At 69.4% G+C, this 14,918-nt stretch carries 12 protein-coding genes; 4 read left to right on the top strand and 8 right to left on the bottom strand.

Annotated elements, in window-relative coordinates; genetic code table 11:
• Nucleotides 1-3: 3 nt before the first annotated feature.
• Complete coding sequence (locus JOF29_RS31860; protein ID WP_209698092.1) at nucleotides 4-939, top strand: carbohydrate kinase family protein; 936 nt, start codon at nucleotides 4-6, stop codon at nucleotides 937-939.
• Nucleotides 936-2,231 carry an alpha-glucosidase/alpha-galactosidase gene (locus JOF29_RS31855; protein ID WP_209698091.1) on the top strand — a complete coding sequence of 432 codons (1,296 nt, stop codon included), beginning with the start codon at nucleotides 936-938 and terminating at the stop codon, nucleotides 2,229-2,231. Before JOF29_RS31860 ends, JOF29_RS31855 begins: the two co-directional genes overlap by 4 nt.
• On the opposite strand, the gene JOF29_RS31850 is transcribed toward JOF29_RS31855, so the two are convergent.
• From JOF29_RS31850 to JOF29_RS31840, 3 genes are all read right to left on the bottom strand, one after another.
• Nucleotides 2,195-3,151 carry an NAD(P)H-dependent flavin oxidoreductase gene (locus JOF29_RS31850; RefSeq protein ID WP_209698090.1) on the bottom strand — a complete coding sequence of 319 codons (957 nt, stop codon included), beginning with the start codon at nucleotides 3,149-3,151 and terminating at the stop codon, nucleotides 2,195-2,197. The two genes, JOF29_RS31855 and JOF29_RS31850, sit on opposite strands and share 37 nt — an antisense overlap.
• Nucleotides 3,152-3,371: 220 nt before the next feature.
• Nucleotides 3,372-6,383: a preprotein translocase subunit SecA gene (gene secA / locus JOF29_RS31845; protein WP_209698089.1), complete on the bottom strand. Its 3,012-nt coding sequence runs from the start codon at nucleotides 6,381-6,383 to the stop codon at nucleotides 3,372-3,374.
• Between the two features lie 186 nt (nucleotides 6,384-6,569).
• On the bottom strand, nucleotides 6,570-7,781 hold the full coding sequence (locus JOF29_RS31840) for a winged helix-turn-helix domain-containing protein (RefSeq protein ID WP_209698088.1): 1,212 nt from the start codon (nucleotides 7,779-7,781) through the stop codon (nucleotides 6,570-6,572).
• A 218-nt stretch (nucleotides 7,782-7,999) separates the two neighbouring features.
• On the opposite strand from JOF29_RS31840, the gene JOF29_RS31835 reads away from it, so the two are divergent.
• Together JOF29_RS31835 and JOF29_RS43835 are read left to right on the top strand one after the other, a co-directional pair.
• The gene (locus JOF29_RS31835) at nucleotides 8,000-8,575 is read left to right on the top strand and encodes a S1 family peptidase (RefSeq protein WP_245359652.1); all 576 of its coding nucleotides are present in this window, start codon (nucleotides 8,000-8,002) and stop codon (nucleotides 8,573-8,575) included.
• A complete protein-coding gene (locus tag JOF29_RS43835; protein ID WP_372446425.1) occupies nucleotides 8,568-8,816 on the top strand; it encodes a trypsin-like serine protease in 249 nt (82 codons plus the stop codon). The genes JOF29_RS31835 and JOF29_RS43835 overlap by 8 nt, the downstream gene beginning before the upstream one ends.
• A gap of 60 nt (nucleotides 8,817-8,876) precedes the next feature.
• On the opposite strand, the gene hpf is transcribed toward JOF29_RS43835, so the two are convergent.
• The 5 genes from hpf to mtrA form a co-directional block, all read right to left on the bottom strand.
• On the bottom strand, nucleotides 8,877-9,503 hold the full coding sequence (gene hpf / locus JOF29_RS31830; RefSeq protein WP_209698087.1) for a ribosome hibernation-promoting factor, HPF/YfiA family: 627 nt from the start codon (nucleotides 9,501-9,503) through the stop codon (nucleotides 8,877-8,879).
• Between the two features lie 239 nt (nucleotides 9,504-9,742).
• Entirely contained in the window at nucleotides 9,743-10,432 is a 690-nt protein-coding gene (locus JOF29_RS31825; protein ID WP_307863796.1) for a ComF family protein, read from the bottom strand.
• A gap of 72 nt (nucleotides 10,433-10,504) precedes the next feature.
• On the bottom strand, nucleotides 10,505-12,268 hold the full coding sequence (locus tag JOF29_RS31820; protein ID WP_209698085.1) for an LpqB family beta-propeller domain-containing protein: 1,764 nt from the start codon (nucleotides 12,266-12,268) through the stop codon (nucleotides 10,505-10,507).
• Nucleotides 12,265-14,004, bottom strand: a complete 1,740-nt coding sequence (gene mtrB, locus JOF29_RS31815; protein WP_307863795.1) for an MtrAB system histidine kinase MtrB — start codon at nucleotides 14,002-14,004, stop codon at nucleotides 12,265-12,267. Before mtrB ends, JOF29_RS31820 begins: the two co-directional genes overlap by 4 nt.
• A 59-nt stretch (nucleotides 14,005-14,063) precedes the next feature.
• Nucleotides 14,064-14,741 carry an MtrAB system response regulator MtrA gene (gene mtrA, locus JOF29_RS31810; protein WP_209700103.1) on the bottom strand — a complete coding sequence of 226 codons (678 nt, stop codon included), beginning with the start codon at nucleotides 14,739-14,741 and terminating at the stop codon, nucleotides 14,064-14,066.
• Nucleotides 14,742-14,918 lie beyond the last annotated feature (177 nt).

The following is a 14,918-nucleotide window of genomic DNA, read 5'->3' as shown; positions in this document are numbered from 1 at the left end:
AAGATGTTCGACCTACTCGTGATCGGCGACGCGAACCCCGACGTGGTTGTCGGGCCCGTCGACCAGCCGATCGTTTTCGGCCAGCGGGAGCGACTCGTTCCGCACGGCTCCCTCGTCCTCGGCGGCTCCGCCTCGATCATGGCCTGCGGCGCGGCCCGGCTCGGGCTACGGGTCGCGTTCGCCGGGCGGGTCGGTGACGATCCGGCGGGCGACTTCGTGCGTACGGCGTTGTCCGACCGCGGGGTGAATGTCGACGCGCTGGCGGTGGACCCTTCGTTGCCGACACCGCTGACGACGATCCTCACGTCGGGCGACGATCGCGCGATCCTGACCTCCCCGGGATGTTTGCCGAGTACTTCGGCGGAGGATGTGCCGCGCACCCTGATCAGGTCGGTGCGGCACGTCCATGCGGGGTCGTTCTACCTGATGCCGGAGTTGGCGGCCGGGCTGGCGGGGATCTTCAAGGAGGCCAAGGCGGCCAAGGCGACCACTTCGCTGGATCCGAACGACGATCCGGCCGGGAAGTGGGACCGGATGGTTCTCGACCCGGTGCTGCGGGTCACGGACTACTTCCTGCCCAACGCGGCCGAGGCGCTGGCGCTCACCGGCCATCACTCGGTCGAGGACGCGGCCGGCATCCTCGCGCGCCGACTGGCCCGCGGAGGAACGCTCGTCGTCGTCAAGAACGGTTCGCAGGGGGCCCTTGCCCACAACGGGTCCAAGGTCATCACCGCGCCGGCGCTCAAGGTGGACACGGTCGACGCCGTCGGCGCCGGCGACAGCTTCGACGCCGGGTGGGTGGCCGCCGTACTGAACGGATCCAAGCCGGACCGAGCACTCGCGATCGCGGCCGCCTGCGGTTCGCTGTCCACCCGCGGCGCCGGCGGGACCGCGGCGCAACCGTCCTGGGACGAGGCCATCGGGAGTGTGACGCCATGACGACGATCGCGTTCATCGGAGCGGGCAGCGTGGTGTTCACGCAAGGGCTGCTGGCCGATCTGTTCGGTCTCGAGCTGGGGCCGCTGGAGATCCGGCTGCACGACATCGATCCCGAGCGGCTGGGCACGGCGGCAGCGGCCGCGGCGTACATCGCTCGCGAGCACGACGTGACCCCGCAGATCACCACGCACCTCGAGCGCCGGGCAGCGCTCGACGGGGCCGACTTCGTGATCAACATCGTGCAGGTCGGCATGAACGCGGCCACGCACGTCGACTTCGACATCCCGGCGCGGTACGGGCTGCGGCAGACGATCGGCGACACGCTCGGCGTCGGCGGCGTGTTCCGCGCGCTCCGGACCTTCCCGGTACTGCGAGGCCTCGCCGACGACATCAAGGAGGTCTGCCCGGACGCCTGGCTGCTCAACTACACCAACCCGATGGTGATGAACGTCTGGTACCTGAAGGCGCTCGGCGTCCGGAACGTCGTCGGCCTCTGCCACTCGGTGTACTGGACGATGCAGGGCCTGTCCGAGCTGGTCGGCGTACCGTACGACGACGTCACCTACCTGGCCGCCGGCGTCAACCACCAGTCGTGGGTACTGCGCTTCGAACGCGGCCGGGAGAACCTGTACGACCGGCTGGACGAGGCGATCGCGACCGACCCGGAGCTGCTCCGGCGGGTCCGCGTCGACATGTACCGACGCCTCGGCTTCTACCCGACCGAGACCAGCGAACACTCCTCGGAGTACGTGCCCTGGTACCTCGGCCACACCAGCGAGGTCGAACGGCTCCGGCTACCGGTCGGCGCGTACCTCGACATCGTCGCGGAGAACCTGGCGACGTACGAACAAACCCGCAACGCCCTGAAGTCCGGCAACCCCGTCGAGGTAGAACCCACGATGGAATACGCCCCGCAGATCATCCACAGCATCGTGACGGGCACCCCGCGCACGGTCTACGCCAACGTCCCCAACACCGGCCTGATCTCCAACCTGCAGTCCGGGGCCGTCGTCGAGGTCCCGTCGCTGGTGGACGCTTCGGGCATCCAGCCAACCGCGGTAGGCGACCTCCCATCCCAGTGCGCGGCCCTCAACCGCTCGTACCTGAACGTCGCCGAGCTGACCGTCCAAGCAGCCCTCACCGAGGACCCCCGAGCAATCCGCCAGGCCGTCATGCTCGACCCCGCAACCGCAGGAACCCTCCCCGTAGAACAGATCTGGTCCCTCTGCAACGACCTGGTCCTTGCCCACCACAACTACCTGGACCCGCCGTTGAGGGCGGTCCTCAGGTAGTCGCGGTACGTCGCGAAACCGGTCAGTACCTCGGCCGCTGTCGGTTGGCCGGTGAGGGCGCCGACACCCTGGCCCGCGTAGATGGAGGCGCGGGCCGGGTCGGCGGTGCGGGTGCCGTCGACGTACTCGGCGTGGGCGGTGTCGTCGGACTTCAGGTCCTCCTCGTGGCCTTGCCAGTGGTCGAAGTAGGCGTTGCGGAGGGCCCGGCCGCCGAACTCGTCCGGCCAGCCGGCGCGGGAGGCCGCGTCGAAGACGGTGCCGTAGACGGTGTCGGTCTCGTCCGCCTCGATGATGCGTCGGCGGGCGGGCTCCTTCGTCTGGGCCTCGACGCAGGTGAGCAACGCCGTACCTATCCAGCCGCCGACGGCGCCTGCCGCGAGGACGGCGGCCAGACCGCGCGGGCCGGAGATGCCGCCGCCGGCCAGTACCGGGAGGTCGGTGAGGTCGAGGATCGCCTGGAGGAGCGGCAGGGTGCCGACGGCGTTCCGTCCGTGGCCGCCGGCCTCGGCGCCTCGGGCAACGATCACGTCGACGCCGGCGGCGACTGCTGCGCGGGCATCGGCGACGGTCCCGGCCTGGGTCGCGACGACGATGCCGGCCTGCTGGAGGGTGCCGACGTACGGCGCATAGTCGCCGAAGCTCAGCGAGACGAGCGCCGGGCGCAGTTCGAGAACCGCCTCCAGGTGCTCGGCGTGGTCAGCCACCGACCAGGCCATCAGCCCGATCCCGTACGGCTTCCCGTCCGCCGCCGCGATCGCGCCCTCGGTCCGGATCCAGTCCGCCGAGGCCGCCGATCCCGCGCCCAGCATCCCCAACCCACCTGCGGCGGAGATCGCCGCCGTCAGCTCTCCCCCGCTCACGCCGGCCATCGGCGCTCCGACGACCGGCACCCTCAGCCCGAACTTCTCCGTCAGCCACATGCACCCAGCGCACCACACCCCACCCCCAGCCCGCCATGCCGCGCGCCACATCCCGGGGGCGAGAACACCCGCGCCACCTCCCGGGAGCGGAAACACCCGCCCGGGTCCGTGAACAAGGTATTGCCTGTCCCCCGACCCCAGAAGGTGTTCACGGCATCGGCCGGCGACACATGCGGAACGGCCGGTCCCGAGAGTGGGGCCGGCCGTCAGCGGGTGGTGCTCAGAACTTGTAGACGTCCGACTGGGGGTCGCCGTGACAACGCTTGTACTTCTTGCCGGAGCCGCACGGGCAGGCGGCGTTCCGCGGCGTACCGGCGTACTCGAGGTTGCCGTCCTCGGCCCCCTCCTGGTGCATCGCGACCTCGTCGTCACCGTCGATGGTCGGCGCCGAGTACGTCAGCCGCTGCTGCCGGGGCTCGTTCGTCAGGCCCTTCGCGCGCAGCCGCGGCGCCTGCCGCGGGGTGTCCTGCGGGCGGGTGTCCTGCGGACGCTCGTCCTCGTCGGCGGCCTCACCCTTGCGGGCGAACTCCGCGACCGGCGCGTTCGGCTTCAGGATGTCCTCGATCCGGCGGCCTTCGAGGCTGTCCTCGTCGGCCAGTGCGGCCTCGTTCGCGAGCTCCATCTCGGCGCGCATCGCCTCCACGTCCACCTCGACGTTGAAGACGAAGTTGACCGACTGTTCCTTGATCGACTCCATCATCGTGGCGAACATGTCGTAGCCCTCGCGCTGGTACTCGACCAGCGGGTCGCGCTGCGCCATCGCGCGCATGCCGATGCCCTCGCGCAGGTAGTCCATCTCGTAGAGGTGCTCGCGCCACTTGCGGTCCAGCACGCTCAGCACGACGCGCCGCTCCAGCTCCCGCATCGCCTCCTCACCGAGCAACTCCTCGCGCTGTTCGTACGCCGCGTGGGCCTCGTCGAGGAACCGCTCGATCAGGAAGTCCTGGGTCAGGCCGGCCTTCTCGCCGCCGGCCTCCTCGATCAGGTCCTCTTCGGTGAGCTCGGACTTGTACAGCGTCTTCATCGCGGTGAGCAGCGCGTCCAGGTCCCAGTCCTCGGCGAAGCCGTCCGCGGTCGCGCCCTGCACGTACCCGGTGACGGTCTCGTCGAGCATGTCCTGCACCTGGTCGCGCAGGTCGGCACCCTCGAGCACGCGGCGGCGCTCGTCGTAGACGACGTGCCGCTGACGGTTCATCACGTCGTCGTACTTGAGGATGTTCTTCCGGGTCTCGAAGTTCTGCGCCTCGACCTGGCCCTGCGCGGACGCGATCGCCTTGGTGACGACCTTGTTCTCCAGCGGCTGGCTGTCGTCGTTGTTCCGCGACATCGCCCAGTCGACCATCTCACGCTTGAACAGCCGCATCAGGTCGTCCTCCAGCGACAGGTAGAACCGGGACTTGCCCGGGTCGCCCTGTCGGCCGGCGCGACCGCGCAGCTGGTTGTCGATCCGGCGGGACTCGTGCCGCTCGGTGCCGAGGACGTAGAGGCCGCCGAGCGCGCGGACCTCCTCCTGCTCCTCCTTCACCTGCTTCTCGAACTGCTCGAGCACCGACGGGTACTCCGCCTCGTACTGCTCGACGTCCTCGGCCGGGTCGATGCCGCGGGCCCGCAGCTCCTTGTCGGCGAGGAACTCCGGGTTGCCGCCGAGGATGATGTCGGTACCACGACCGGCCATGTTGGTGGCCACCGTGACCGCGCCCTTGCGGCCGGCCTCGGCGATGATCGCGGCCTCGCGCTCGTGCTGCTTCGCGTTCAGCACCTCGTGCTTGATGTTCTCCTTGAGCAGCTGCCGGGACAACCGCTCGGACTTCTCCACCGACGTGGTACCGACCAGGATCGGCTGCCCGGTCTTGTGCACGTCGACGATGTCCTTGACCACCGCCGCGAACTTGGCGTCCTCGGTGCGGTAGATCAGGTCTCGCTCCTCGACCCGGATCATCGGCTTGTTGGTCGGGATCGGCACCACGCCGAGCTTGTAGACCTTGGAGAACTCGTTCGCCTCGGTCATCGCCGTACCGGTCATGCCGGCCAGCTTGCTGTAGAGGCGGAAGTAGTTCTGCAGCGTGATCGTCGCGAGGGTCTGGTACTCCTCCTTGATCTCGACGCCTTCCTTGGCCTCGATCGCCTGGTGCAGGCCCTCGTTGTACCGGCGGCCGTTCAGCGACCGGCCGGTGTGCTCGTCGACGATCAGCACCTCGCCGTCGCCGACCACCACGTAGTCCTTGTCCCGGTAGAACAGGTCCTTGGCCTTCAGCGCGTTGGTCAGGTAGCTGATCAGCGGGGTGTTGGCCGACTCGTACAGGTTGTCGATGCCGAGCCGGTCCTCGACCTTCTCGATCCCGCGCTCGAGGACCGCGACCGTGCGCTTCTTCTCGTCCACGTCGTAGTCGGCGACCCGGCGCTTGGTCTCGTCGATCTCCAGGTCGGTGATCCGCGGGTTCTTCTTCTTCAGCTCCGCCTCGTCGGCCAGCGTCCAGGCCTTCAGCGAGTTCGCGATCCGGGCCATCTCGACGTACCAGCGCTGGGACTCCGCCCAGCTCTGGGGGTCCTCGGCCAGGCCGGAGATGATCAGCGGGGTCCGGGCCTCGTCGACCAGGATCGAGTCCACCTCGTCCACGATCGCGTAGTTGTGCTCGCGCTGGACGCAGTCATCGATGCTGCCCGCCATGTTGTCGCGCAGGTAGTCGAAGCCGAACTCGTTGTTGGTGCCGTAGGTGATGTCCTTGGCGTACGCGATCCGGCGCTCGGCCGGGGACATCTCCGGCAGGATCACGCCGTAGTCGAGGCCGAGGAAGTGGTACACCCGGCCCATCCACTCGGCCTGGTACTTGGCCAGGTAGTCGTTCACCGTGACCACGTGCACGCCCTTGCCGGACAGCGCGTTCAGGTACGTCGGCAGCGTGCCGACCAGCGTCTTGCCCTCACCGGTCTTCATCTCGGCGATGTTGCCGAGGTGCAGCGCCGCGCCACCCATGATCTGGACGTCGTAGTGCCGCTGGTGCAGGGTCCGCTTGGCCGCCTCCCGGACCACCGCGAAGGCCTCCGGCATCACCGTGTACAGGTCTTCCCCGTTCTCGACGCGTTGCTTGAAGTCCGCGGTCTGACCCCGCAGCTCCTCGTCGGACATGGCGACGAAGTCGTCCTCGATGGAGTTGACCATCTTCGCGATGCGGGTGAGCTCGCGAAGGATCTTGCCCTCGCCGATCCGGAGGACCTTGTCGACAACCTTCATGGTGGGGAGTTCTCTCCTTGCTGGTGAAGCCTGGGTACGGCCGAACGCCGACAGGGCACAGCCAACCCCACGGGAAGGCGTGCGTCCCCCATCGTACGGGGCCGGGTGTGCCAAGCCACGCCCGCAGCGTGCCTCGAGCCCTACTTCACCCACGCGTGAGCCGGCCGGAAAGTTCCCAGCATGCTCTCAGAAACCGCGCAGTGCGTCACTCAGCGCGGGCGCGAGGTCACCGCCACCGGCCACCCGGACCTGCTCGAGCCCGAGCCAGCCGGCCAGCTGGACCAGCTCGGCGGCCAGCTCGGCGGCGGTCTCCACCGGCGCCTTCGGCTCCGCGTGCGCCGACTGGACCAGCAGTACGCCGGACGCGCGGTCCGCCTTCAGGTCGACCCGGCCCACCAGCCGGTCGCCGAGCAGGAACGGGAGCACGTAGTACCCGTGGACGCGTTTCCCGGCCGGGACGTAGATCTCGATCCGGTACCGGAAGTCGAAGAGGACCTCGGTCCGGGTGCGCTCGTACACCAGCGAGTCGAACGGGCTGACCAGGGCGCGGGCGTTCACCCGGCGCGGCAGCCGCGCGTCCTTGTGCAGGTACGCCGGGCGCTTCCAGCCGTCGATCCGGACCGGCAGCAGCTCGCCCTCCTCGACGAGCTCGGCGATCGCCTGCAGGGTCGGCTCCGGCGCGGTCCGGAAGTAGTCCCGCAGGCACTGCGCGGTCCCCACCCCGTGCGCCCGGGCCGCGATCGACACCAGCCCGCGATGCGCCTCGTCGAGCGACGGCGTCGGCGTGTCGACCACCGCCCGGGGCAGCACCCGCTCCGGTACGTCGTACAGCCGCTCGAACTGCTGGTTGCGCCGGGCGACGGTGATGTCCCCGGCGAAGAACAGGAACTCCAGCGCGCGCTTCACGTCGGACCAGTTCCAGCCCCAGTTGTCCTTCGTGCGCTCGACGTCGTCGTCGATCTCGCGAGCGGTCAGCGGCCCGTGCGCCTGGACGTCGGCGAGCACCTGCTTGACCAGGTCGGGGCGCTCCTTCGCGATCGACCGCGGACCGCCCCACGCCTCCTGCGTCGCCCGGGCCATCCGCCAGCGCATCAGCGGGTGCGTCTCGACCGGGATCAGCGACGCCTCGTGCGCCCAGTACTCGACCAGGCGGCGCGGGGCCCGGCCGGCGGCGCGGTCCAGCAGGTCGCGCGGGTACGGCCCGAGGCGGGAGTAGAGCGGCAGGTACTGCGTGCGGCTCAGGACGTTGACCGAGTCGATCTGGATCAGCCCGATCCGCCCCAGCACCCGGGACAACGCCCGCGCATCCGGCACCCCCTTCGGCCGCGGATCCATGAACCCCTGCGCCGCCAGCGCAACCCGCCGCGCCTGCCCCGTCGACAGCACCTCAGTCATCATGGGGCCGATTCTCCCGGGCGCCACCGACAATCCGCCCGCACTCCTTCCTTGAGCCCCCACCAACCAGTTCCACAGCCCGAATTTGGCTGGTGGGTGCTCAAGGAAGGACGGCATAACTCCGGAGTTACCGAAAGTGGGAGGTGCGCTACGGATGGTGTTCGGGGGAACCTGCCAGGAGGCCGTCCGCCCGTGCGGCCCCTATCACCCTGGAGTGAGGCATGACAGGAAAGAAGTCTGTGGTCCGCGCTGCCCTCGCGGCCGGTGTCCTGACCGCGGCGTCCCTCGGAGCGGTGGCCGTGGCCGGCACCGCGTCGGCCGCGCAGGCACCCGGTGGACCCGTCAACCGGATCGTCGGCGGCACCATCGCCCACACCGCCGACGCCCCGTGGGCCATCCAGCTGTCCAACAGCGGCTCCCCCGACGCCACCGGTGAGTGGTGCGGCTCGACGCTGGTGAAGGCCAACAAGATCGTCACCGCAGCGCACTGCGCGCAGGAAGCGGTCGGCACCTACACCGCGATCCAGGGCCGTGACGACCTGTCCGACAAGTCCACCGGCAAGGAATCCAAGATCGCCGGCATCTGGGTGGACCCGCAGTACGGCAAGTCGCCGGCCCACGACGTCGCCGTGATGACGCTGGCCACCCCGTTCGACGGTGTGGACACGCTCGCGCTGGAGACCGACAAGGCCGCGGACAAGGCCGGCGCGGCGTCGGTCGTGTACGGCTGGGGCTCCACGGAGGGCACCGGCCCCGGAGGACACCTTCCAGAAGGTCGACGTACCGGTACTGGGTGACGACTACTGCGCCAAGGCGTACGCGAGCCAGGGCTACACCCCCGACGGCGAGATCTGCGCCGGCTACGAGCAGGGCGGCAAGGACTCCTGCCAGGGCGACTCCGGCGGCCCGCTGGTCCTCAACGGCCGTCTGTTCGGCGTCGTCTCCTGGGGCGTCGGTTGCGCGGACGCCGGCAACCCGGGCGTCTACGCCCAGGTGGCGACGTACGCGACAGAGCTCCAGCAGCAGATCGACAGCTGACACGCTTACCGCGAAAGGGCCCGGCGAGCCCGGGCCCTTTCTGGTGCTCCTCCCGAAGGCTCAGACGGACAGCCGGATCACGCCGTAGTCGTAACCGCGACGGCGGTAGACCACGCTCGGCTGGTTCTCGTCGGCGTCGACGAACAGGTAGAAGTCGTGCCCGACCAGTTCGAGCTCGTAGAGAGCCTGGTCCAGGGTCATCGGCTTGGCGGAGTGGGTCTTCTCGCGCATCACCAGCGGACCGTCGCCGGTGACCGTGAGGGATCCGTACTTGTGCGTCGCCACCTCGTCCTCGGCGACTGGTTCCTCCACTACAGGTGCGTTGCCGTTGAGCGGCTGCTTCGCGTTCACGTGCCGCAGGCCTTCCGGCGCCCGCTCACCGCGGTGCACCCGGCGCCGGTCGGCCGCCTTGCGGACCTGGGTCCGCAGCCGGTCCAGACAGACGTCGAAGGCCGCCGACTTGGTCTCGCCGCACGCCTCTGCGCGGACCACCGGGCCCTTGGTGTACATGGTGAGCTCGACACGCATCGCCCGATCGTGCTGTCGCGGGTTCTTCTCCTGACTGACTTCCACCTCGCAACGCAGTACCCGGTGATCGACTTTCTCGATCCGCTCGAGTTTTTCCTCGACGTACTGCCGGAAGCGGTCACTGACCTCGCAGTGATGACCCTTGACAACGACGTCCACGGAAACCTCCATCGATCGGCGACTTCTCTGTTACGTCTGCAGGCCCCCGTCCTTCCTGTTCTCGCTCAGCTGGATGCGATTGGGGCGCCCGAAACGAGAACACCCGCAGTCGAGCCGGTCGGACCCCGTGGCCAGGAATCCGGCTGATCCGGTCCTGCACCACTCCACTGCCCGACAAGCCCTAGCGGGTGTCATAGGCCAACGCTAGTCGGCTTCGGCGAAAACCGGTAGAGAAGTTCTCATGAACCAGACGTCCGGTGTCGCGCGGTGGCGGCCAGGACGGCGCAGCCGAGCACCCGGACGCCCGCCGTTTCCAAGGCCCGGGAGGCTTCGGTGAGCGTGGAACCGGTGGTGATCACGTCGTCGACCAGCAGGACCGGCTGATCGATCAGCGTTTCAGCCCATGGCGAACGCGCCGCGAAAGCCCCGTCCAGGTTGGCGGTACGGCGTTCCGCGGACAGCCCGGCCTGATCGTCGGGGCGCCTGACGATCCGCAGCGCCGCCGCCGCGCGGGCGTCGATCCCCTGCCTGCACAGGGATCTGACGGCAGCCTTCGTAATCCGCCGGAGCGGGTCGTGCCCGCGCTGCCGGACCGTTGCCCGGGGCGACGGAACCGGGCACAGCCACACCGCCCGCCGGTCCCCGAGGGCGGTCCGGACGGCATCCGCGAGCAGCCGGCCGAGCGGCCGGGCCAGCGCGTACCGGGCGTGTTCCTTGTGGGCGAGGATCACGTTCCGGAGCTGATCGGCGTACGGCGCGGCAGCGGTCGGCGGCGGCAGACCGGCGGGTCGTGGGTCCGGCCAAGCACGGAACGGAGTCGCACCCGTCAGTAGCCGTCGGCAACCACCACAGAGAGTGACGCCGGGCCGGTCGCAGCCCGCGCAGCGCCCGCCCAGCAGCAGATCGACGAAGGCGTCCCGCACCGGCACCCCACCACGATCCGGGACCCGCCGTGGCGCCCACAAGTCCGCCGTACGGCGCCTGTGGACAACCGCACGGGCTCAGCCGGGGTACGTCGGGACGATCGGCGGGTGATCCCCGTCGGCGTCCATGCCGACCCAGAGCAGGTCCTTGGTCAGCCAGTGGATCCTGCCGTTGTCGTCCTCGATCACCGGAAGGGTGTCCTTGCTCACGTTCGACACGACGTGCTCGGGCGCGAAGTTCGGCGACGAACCGGGCAGCAGCTGCAGGCTGGAGCCGTCGACGTTGACCGACCAGATCTGCCGCACCGACGTGTCCTTGGCGCCGATGACGATGAAGCCGGCCTTGCTCCAGGCGGCGTCGGAGATGCTGGTGAGTTGCAGCTGCAACGGCCGGAACGCTCCGAGCACGAGCTGCTTGCCACCGTTCGTGGTCTGGACGGTCGCGGTCTCGACGTAGTTCTGGCTGGTGTGCGCCTGCTGCATCACCAGCAGCACCCGGACGCCGTCCGGCGCGATCCGGAGCGTCACCGGGGTGTCGCCCTTGAAGTCGGTCTGGACGGGGGTGAGCCCGCCGTCCTGGGTCCGCACCCGGAGCCGCGGGTGGTCGGTGTCGGCCCGGTCCAGCACCCAGAGGTTGTTCTCCTTGTCGAAGCTCGGCGGCAGCGTCTTGCCGTCGACCTTGAAACTGGACTTCTTCTTTTTGTCGTCCTTGCCGGCCGGGTCCAGCCCGCCGTACACGACATCGTGGCCATCGGACGTGACGATCGCTCCGGCGTCCCCGACCAGCGTGACGGCCAGGGACTGGGCGCGGTAGAGCGACAGCGGGCTGTTGTTCAGCGGCTGGGCGGACACGTCCGTCGAGCCGTCCTGCCCGACGATCCGCTGCGGCAGCTCCTTCTGCAGCCCGTACAGCCTGGTCATCGACGCGGCCGGCACCTGCGGGTCGTACTGGTTGAAGGTGGGGAACGGCAGCACCTCGGGGTAGTCCGGGAGCAGCGGTGCGCCGCCGACGGTGATCTTGGCCCGCAGGTTGAGCTGGTTGAGCGTCCAGACGATCTGCGCCGCGAGCAGCTGCCGGTCCTGGTCGCGGAGCGAGCTGGCTGTGTCGTTCAGCGCCACGTTGGCGACACCCAGGTCGACCGGGACCGACACCTGCACCTCGGTACCGGGCGGCGCCGCGGAGACCACGCCGTTCCCGAGCCGGCCGGTGGGGCCTTTCAGCAGCTCCTGGATGATCTGGGTCGCTGCCTGGCCGGACGGCAGGTTCTGCGGCAGGTAGACCGGGTCCGGGACCAGCATGTCCTTGGTCTGGTTGAAGAAGTACAGGTCGCGGGCGGCCAGTTTCAGGTCGACCTGGTTGCTGCCGAGGTAGGCGCCCGGCGGGACCGTGTCGACGCGGAGCTGGTCGTTGACCTTCTTCAGCTTGAAGAAGAAGTCGGCCTTGGCGTTCGCGGGCGCCGGGATCCACTCACCGCGGTCGTTGATCGTGGCGATCTTCTTGGCGGTCAGCTGGATCCCGTCGCCCTTGCGGGTGAGCGAGTCGGGTTGCTGGTCGTACACCACGGTCTGCGACTCGGGTTTCCAGTTGCCGGCGGCGGCCTGAGTCATGTACTGGCGGGCCACGTCGTACGCCTGGGAGTCCGACATCGCCTCCAGGAATCCGCTGACGATCGACATGTCGCCGACGTTCGCCCGCGGCGGCTTGGCCTCGACGCCGACGCCGCCCAGGTCGGGGGCCGATCCGGCGCGATCACCGCTCCGGATCGTGCCCTTGGTCGGCACGGCCGCGCAGCCGCCGAGCACGGCGACCGACACCAGCACCGCGAGCAGCCTGCGCCTCACCGGTCGTCACCGCCGTTCAGTTTCTGGTACGGCGCGCCCACGTCGACCAGCTCCGCGATCACCCGGCTCGCATCCGGCGGGCGCGGCGGCAGCGGCGACCCGGTCAGCGCCACGTCCGGGCGGCGCGGGAGCGTCAGCCGGAAGTAGGCGCCCTCGCCGGGCGAGCCCCACGCGTCCAGCCGGCCGCCGTGCAGCCGGGCGTCCTCGAGCGCGATCGACAGGCCGAGGCCGGTACCGCCGGTGGTCCGGGCGCGCGCCGGGTCCGCCCGCCAGAACCGGCTGAACACCATCTCCGCCTCCTCGGCGCGGAACCCGACCCCGTGGTCGCGGACCCCGACCGCGGCGGCGTCGTCGTCGTACGCCGTGCTGATCTTGATCGGCAGGCCCTCGCTGTGCTCGATGGCGTTGCCGATCAGGTTCCGCAGGATCCGCTCGATCCGGCGGGAGTCGACCTTGGCCCGGCACGGCGCCTTCATGTCCAGCTCGACCGGGCAGCCCTTGCGCTCCAGCAGGGTCTCGTGGTTCTCCAGGACGCGGTTGACGATGTCGCGCAGGTCCACGTCCTCCAGGTCCAGGGCGGCCGCGCCGGCGTCGAACCGGCTGATCTCCAGCAGGTCCGCCAGCAGCTCCTCGAACCGGTTGAGCTCGTTCTGCAGCAGCTCCACCGAGCGGCGGCTGATCGGGTCGAACTGGTCGCGGCTCTCGTGCAGCAGGTCGGCGGCCATCCGGACCGTGGTCAGCGGTGTCCGCAGCTCGTGCGACACATCCGACACGAACCGGCGCTGCAGCCGGGACAGCTCCTCCAGCCGGCGGATCTGCCGCTGCAGGTTGGACGCCATCTTGTTGAACGAGACCGCCAGCCGGGCCAGGTCGTCGGTACCGCGGACCTGCATCCGCTCCTCGAGCTTGCCCGCCGCCAGTCGCTCGGCGATCCGCCGGGCCATCCGGACCGGCGTGACGACCTGCCGTGTGACGAGCCAGGCGATAGCACCGAGAAGAACGATCAGCAGCAGACCCGCGGTCACAAGAGCGCGCTGGACGACGTCCAGGGTCTCCTGCTGCGCCGTGAGCGGGAACAGGAAGTAGATGGAGTACTTGTCGCCGGTGGAGTCGATCCGGATCTGGGAACCGATCACCAGGCCCGGGACGCTCGGGCTGTCCCGGTAGTTGATCCGTGTGTAGGTGTCCCACAGCTTGGCGCCGTCGCTGACCACGGACGACGCCAGCGCCGGCGGAATCGAGTCGCTGTCGACCAGTCCGGTGTAGCGGATCGCGTTCGACGCGGCCTGGTCGGTCGGGACCAGCAGCACGTCGTACAGGCCCGGGCGGTTGGAGCCGAGGACCAGCTCGGACAGCTGCTGGTTGACGGTGTTCCGGTTCGCGGCGTCGATCGAGGCGGACAGCTGCTGGAGCTGCGCACGGACCTCGGCCTGTGCGCTGCCCCGGCGGGACTCCAGCACACCGTCGGTGACCTGGCTCATCATCACCCAGCCGACCAGGATCAGGACCAGCGTCGACATCAGCAGGGTGCCGGTGACGATCCGGGCCTGGATCGAGCGCCGCCAGATGTCCGGCCAGTGCCTCGGGTGGGTACGCCAGAGCGGCTGCGGCTGGGCAGACCAGTCCGCCGCGGCTGACGTGAGCTCAAGCTCCGTCCCGCGGGACGCGGCCACCTCCTGCTCGGGTGGGGCCTGCTGCCCGGTGCCCTCTCTGGTGCTCGGGCCGGACTCGGTCACCGATGCCGCTACCTGCTCATCGGCGGCCGTCTGCGACTCTTGGCCGCGACCGTACTCGATCAGTCCGCACCCGCCTTGTATCCGACACCGCGGACCGTGACCACGATCTCCGGGTGCTCAGGGTCCTTCTCGATCTTGGAGCGCAGCCGCTGGACATGCACGTTGACCAGCCGGGTGTCGGCGGCGTGCCGGTACCCCCAGACCTGCTCCAGCAGCACCTCGCGGGTGAACACCTGCCAGGGCTTCGACGCCAGGCAGACCAGCAGGTCGAACTCCAGCGGCGTCAGCTGGATCGTCTCGCCGGCCCGCTTCACCGAGTGGCCGGCGACGTCGATGGTCAGGTCGCCGATCGCCAGCGACTCCGGACCGGGCTCGTCCATCCGGCGCAGCCGGGCCCGGATCCGGGCCACCAGCTCCTTCGGCTTGAACGGCTTCACCACGTAGTCGTCGGCACCCGACTCGAGCCCGAGCACCACGTCCACGGTGTCACTCTTCGCGGTCAGCATCACGATCGGTACGCCGGACTCGGCCCGGATCGCGCGGCAGACGTCGATCCCGTCCATCCCCGGCAGCATCAGGTCCAGGAGCAGCAGATCCGGCTTGAACTCGCGGAACGCAGGTACCGCCTTGTCGCCGGTCGCGCACAGATAGGTGTCGTATCCCTCGTTGCGCAGCACGATGCTGAGCATCTCCGACAACGCTGTGTCGTCGTCGACGATGAGGATCCGGCCCCGCATCGTCCGGTTTCCGTCTGCCACGCCCATAGCTCCTTGCCGTCCGCTTCTGCCGACCGATCGGAATGCGCGCGGCGGGTGCCAGGCCGTACGCACTACGGATAGTGTCCCATTCCCGCGGTAGTGCACACGCCGGATCGCCGTGTGACCCCGAGTTGGGCTGTGATCATCCGGGATCAT

It is taken from the genome of Kribbella aluminosa, from assembly GCF_017876295.1.
Classification (GTDB): domain Bacteria; phylum Actinomycetota; class Actinomycetes; order Propionibacteriales; family Kribbellaceae; genus Kribbella; species Kribbella aluminosa.
Note: the sequence above shows the minus strand (reverse complement) of the source record. Positions and strands in the feature narration are given on the sequence as shown.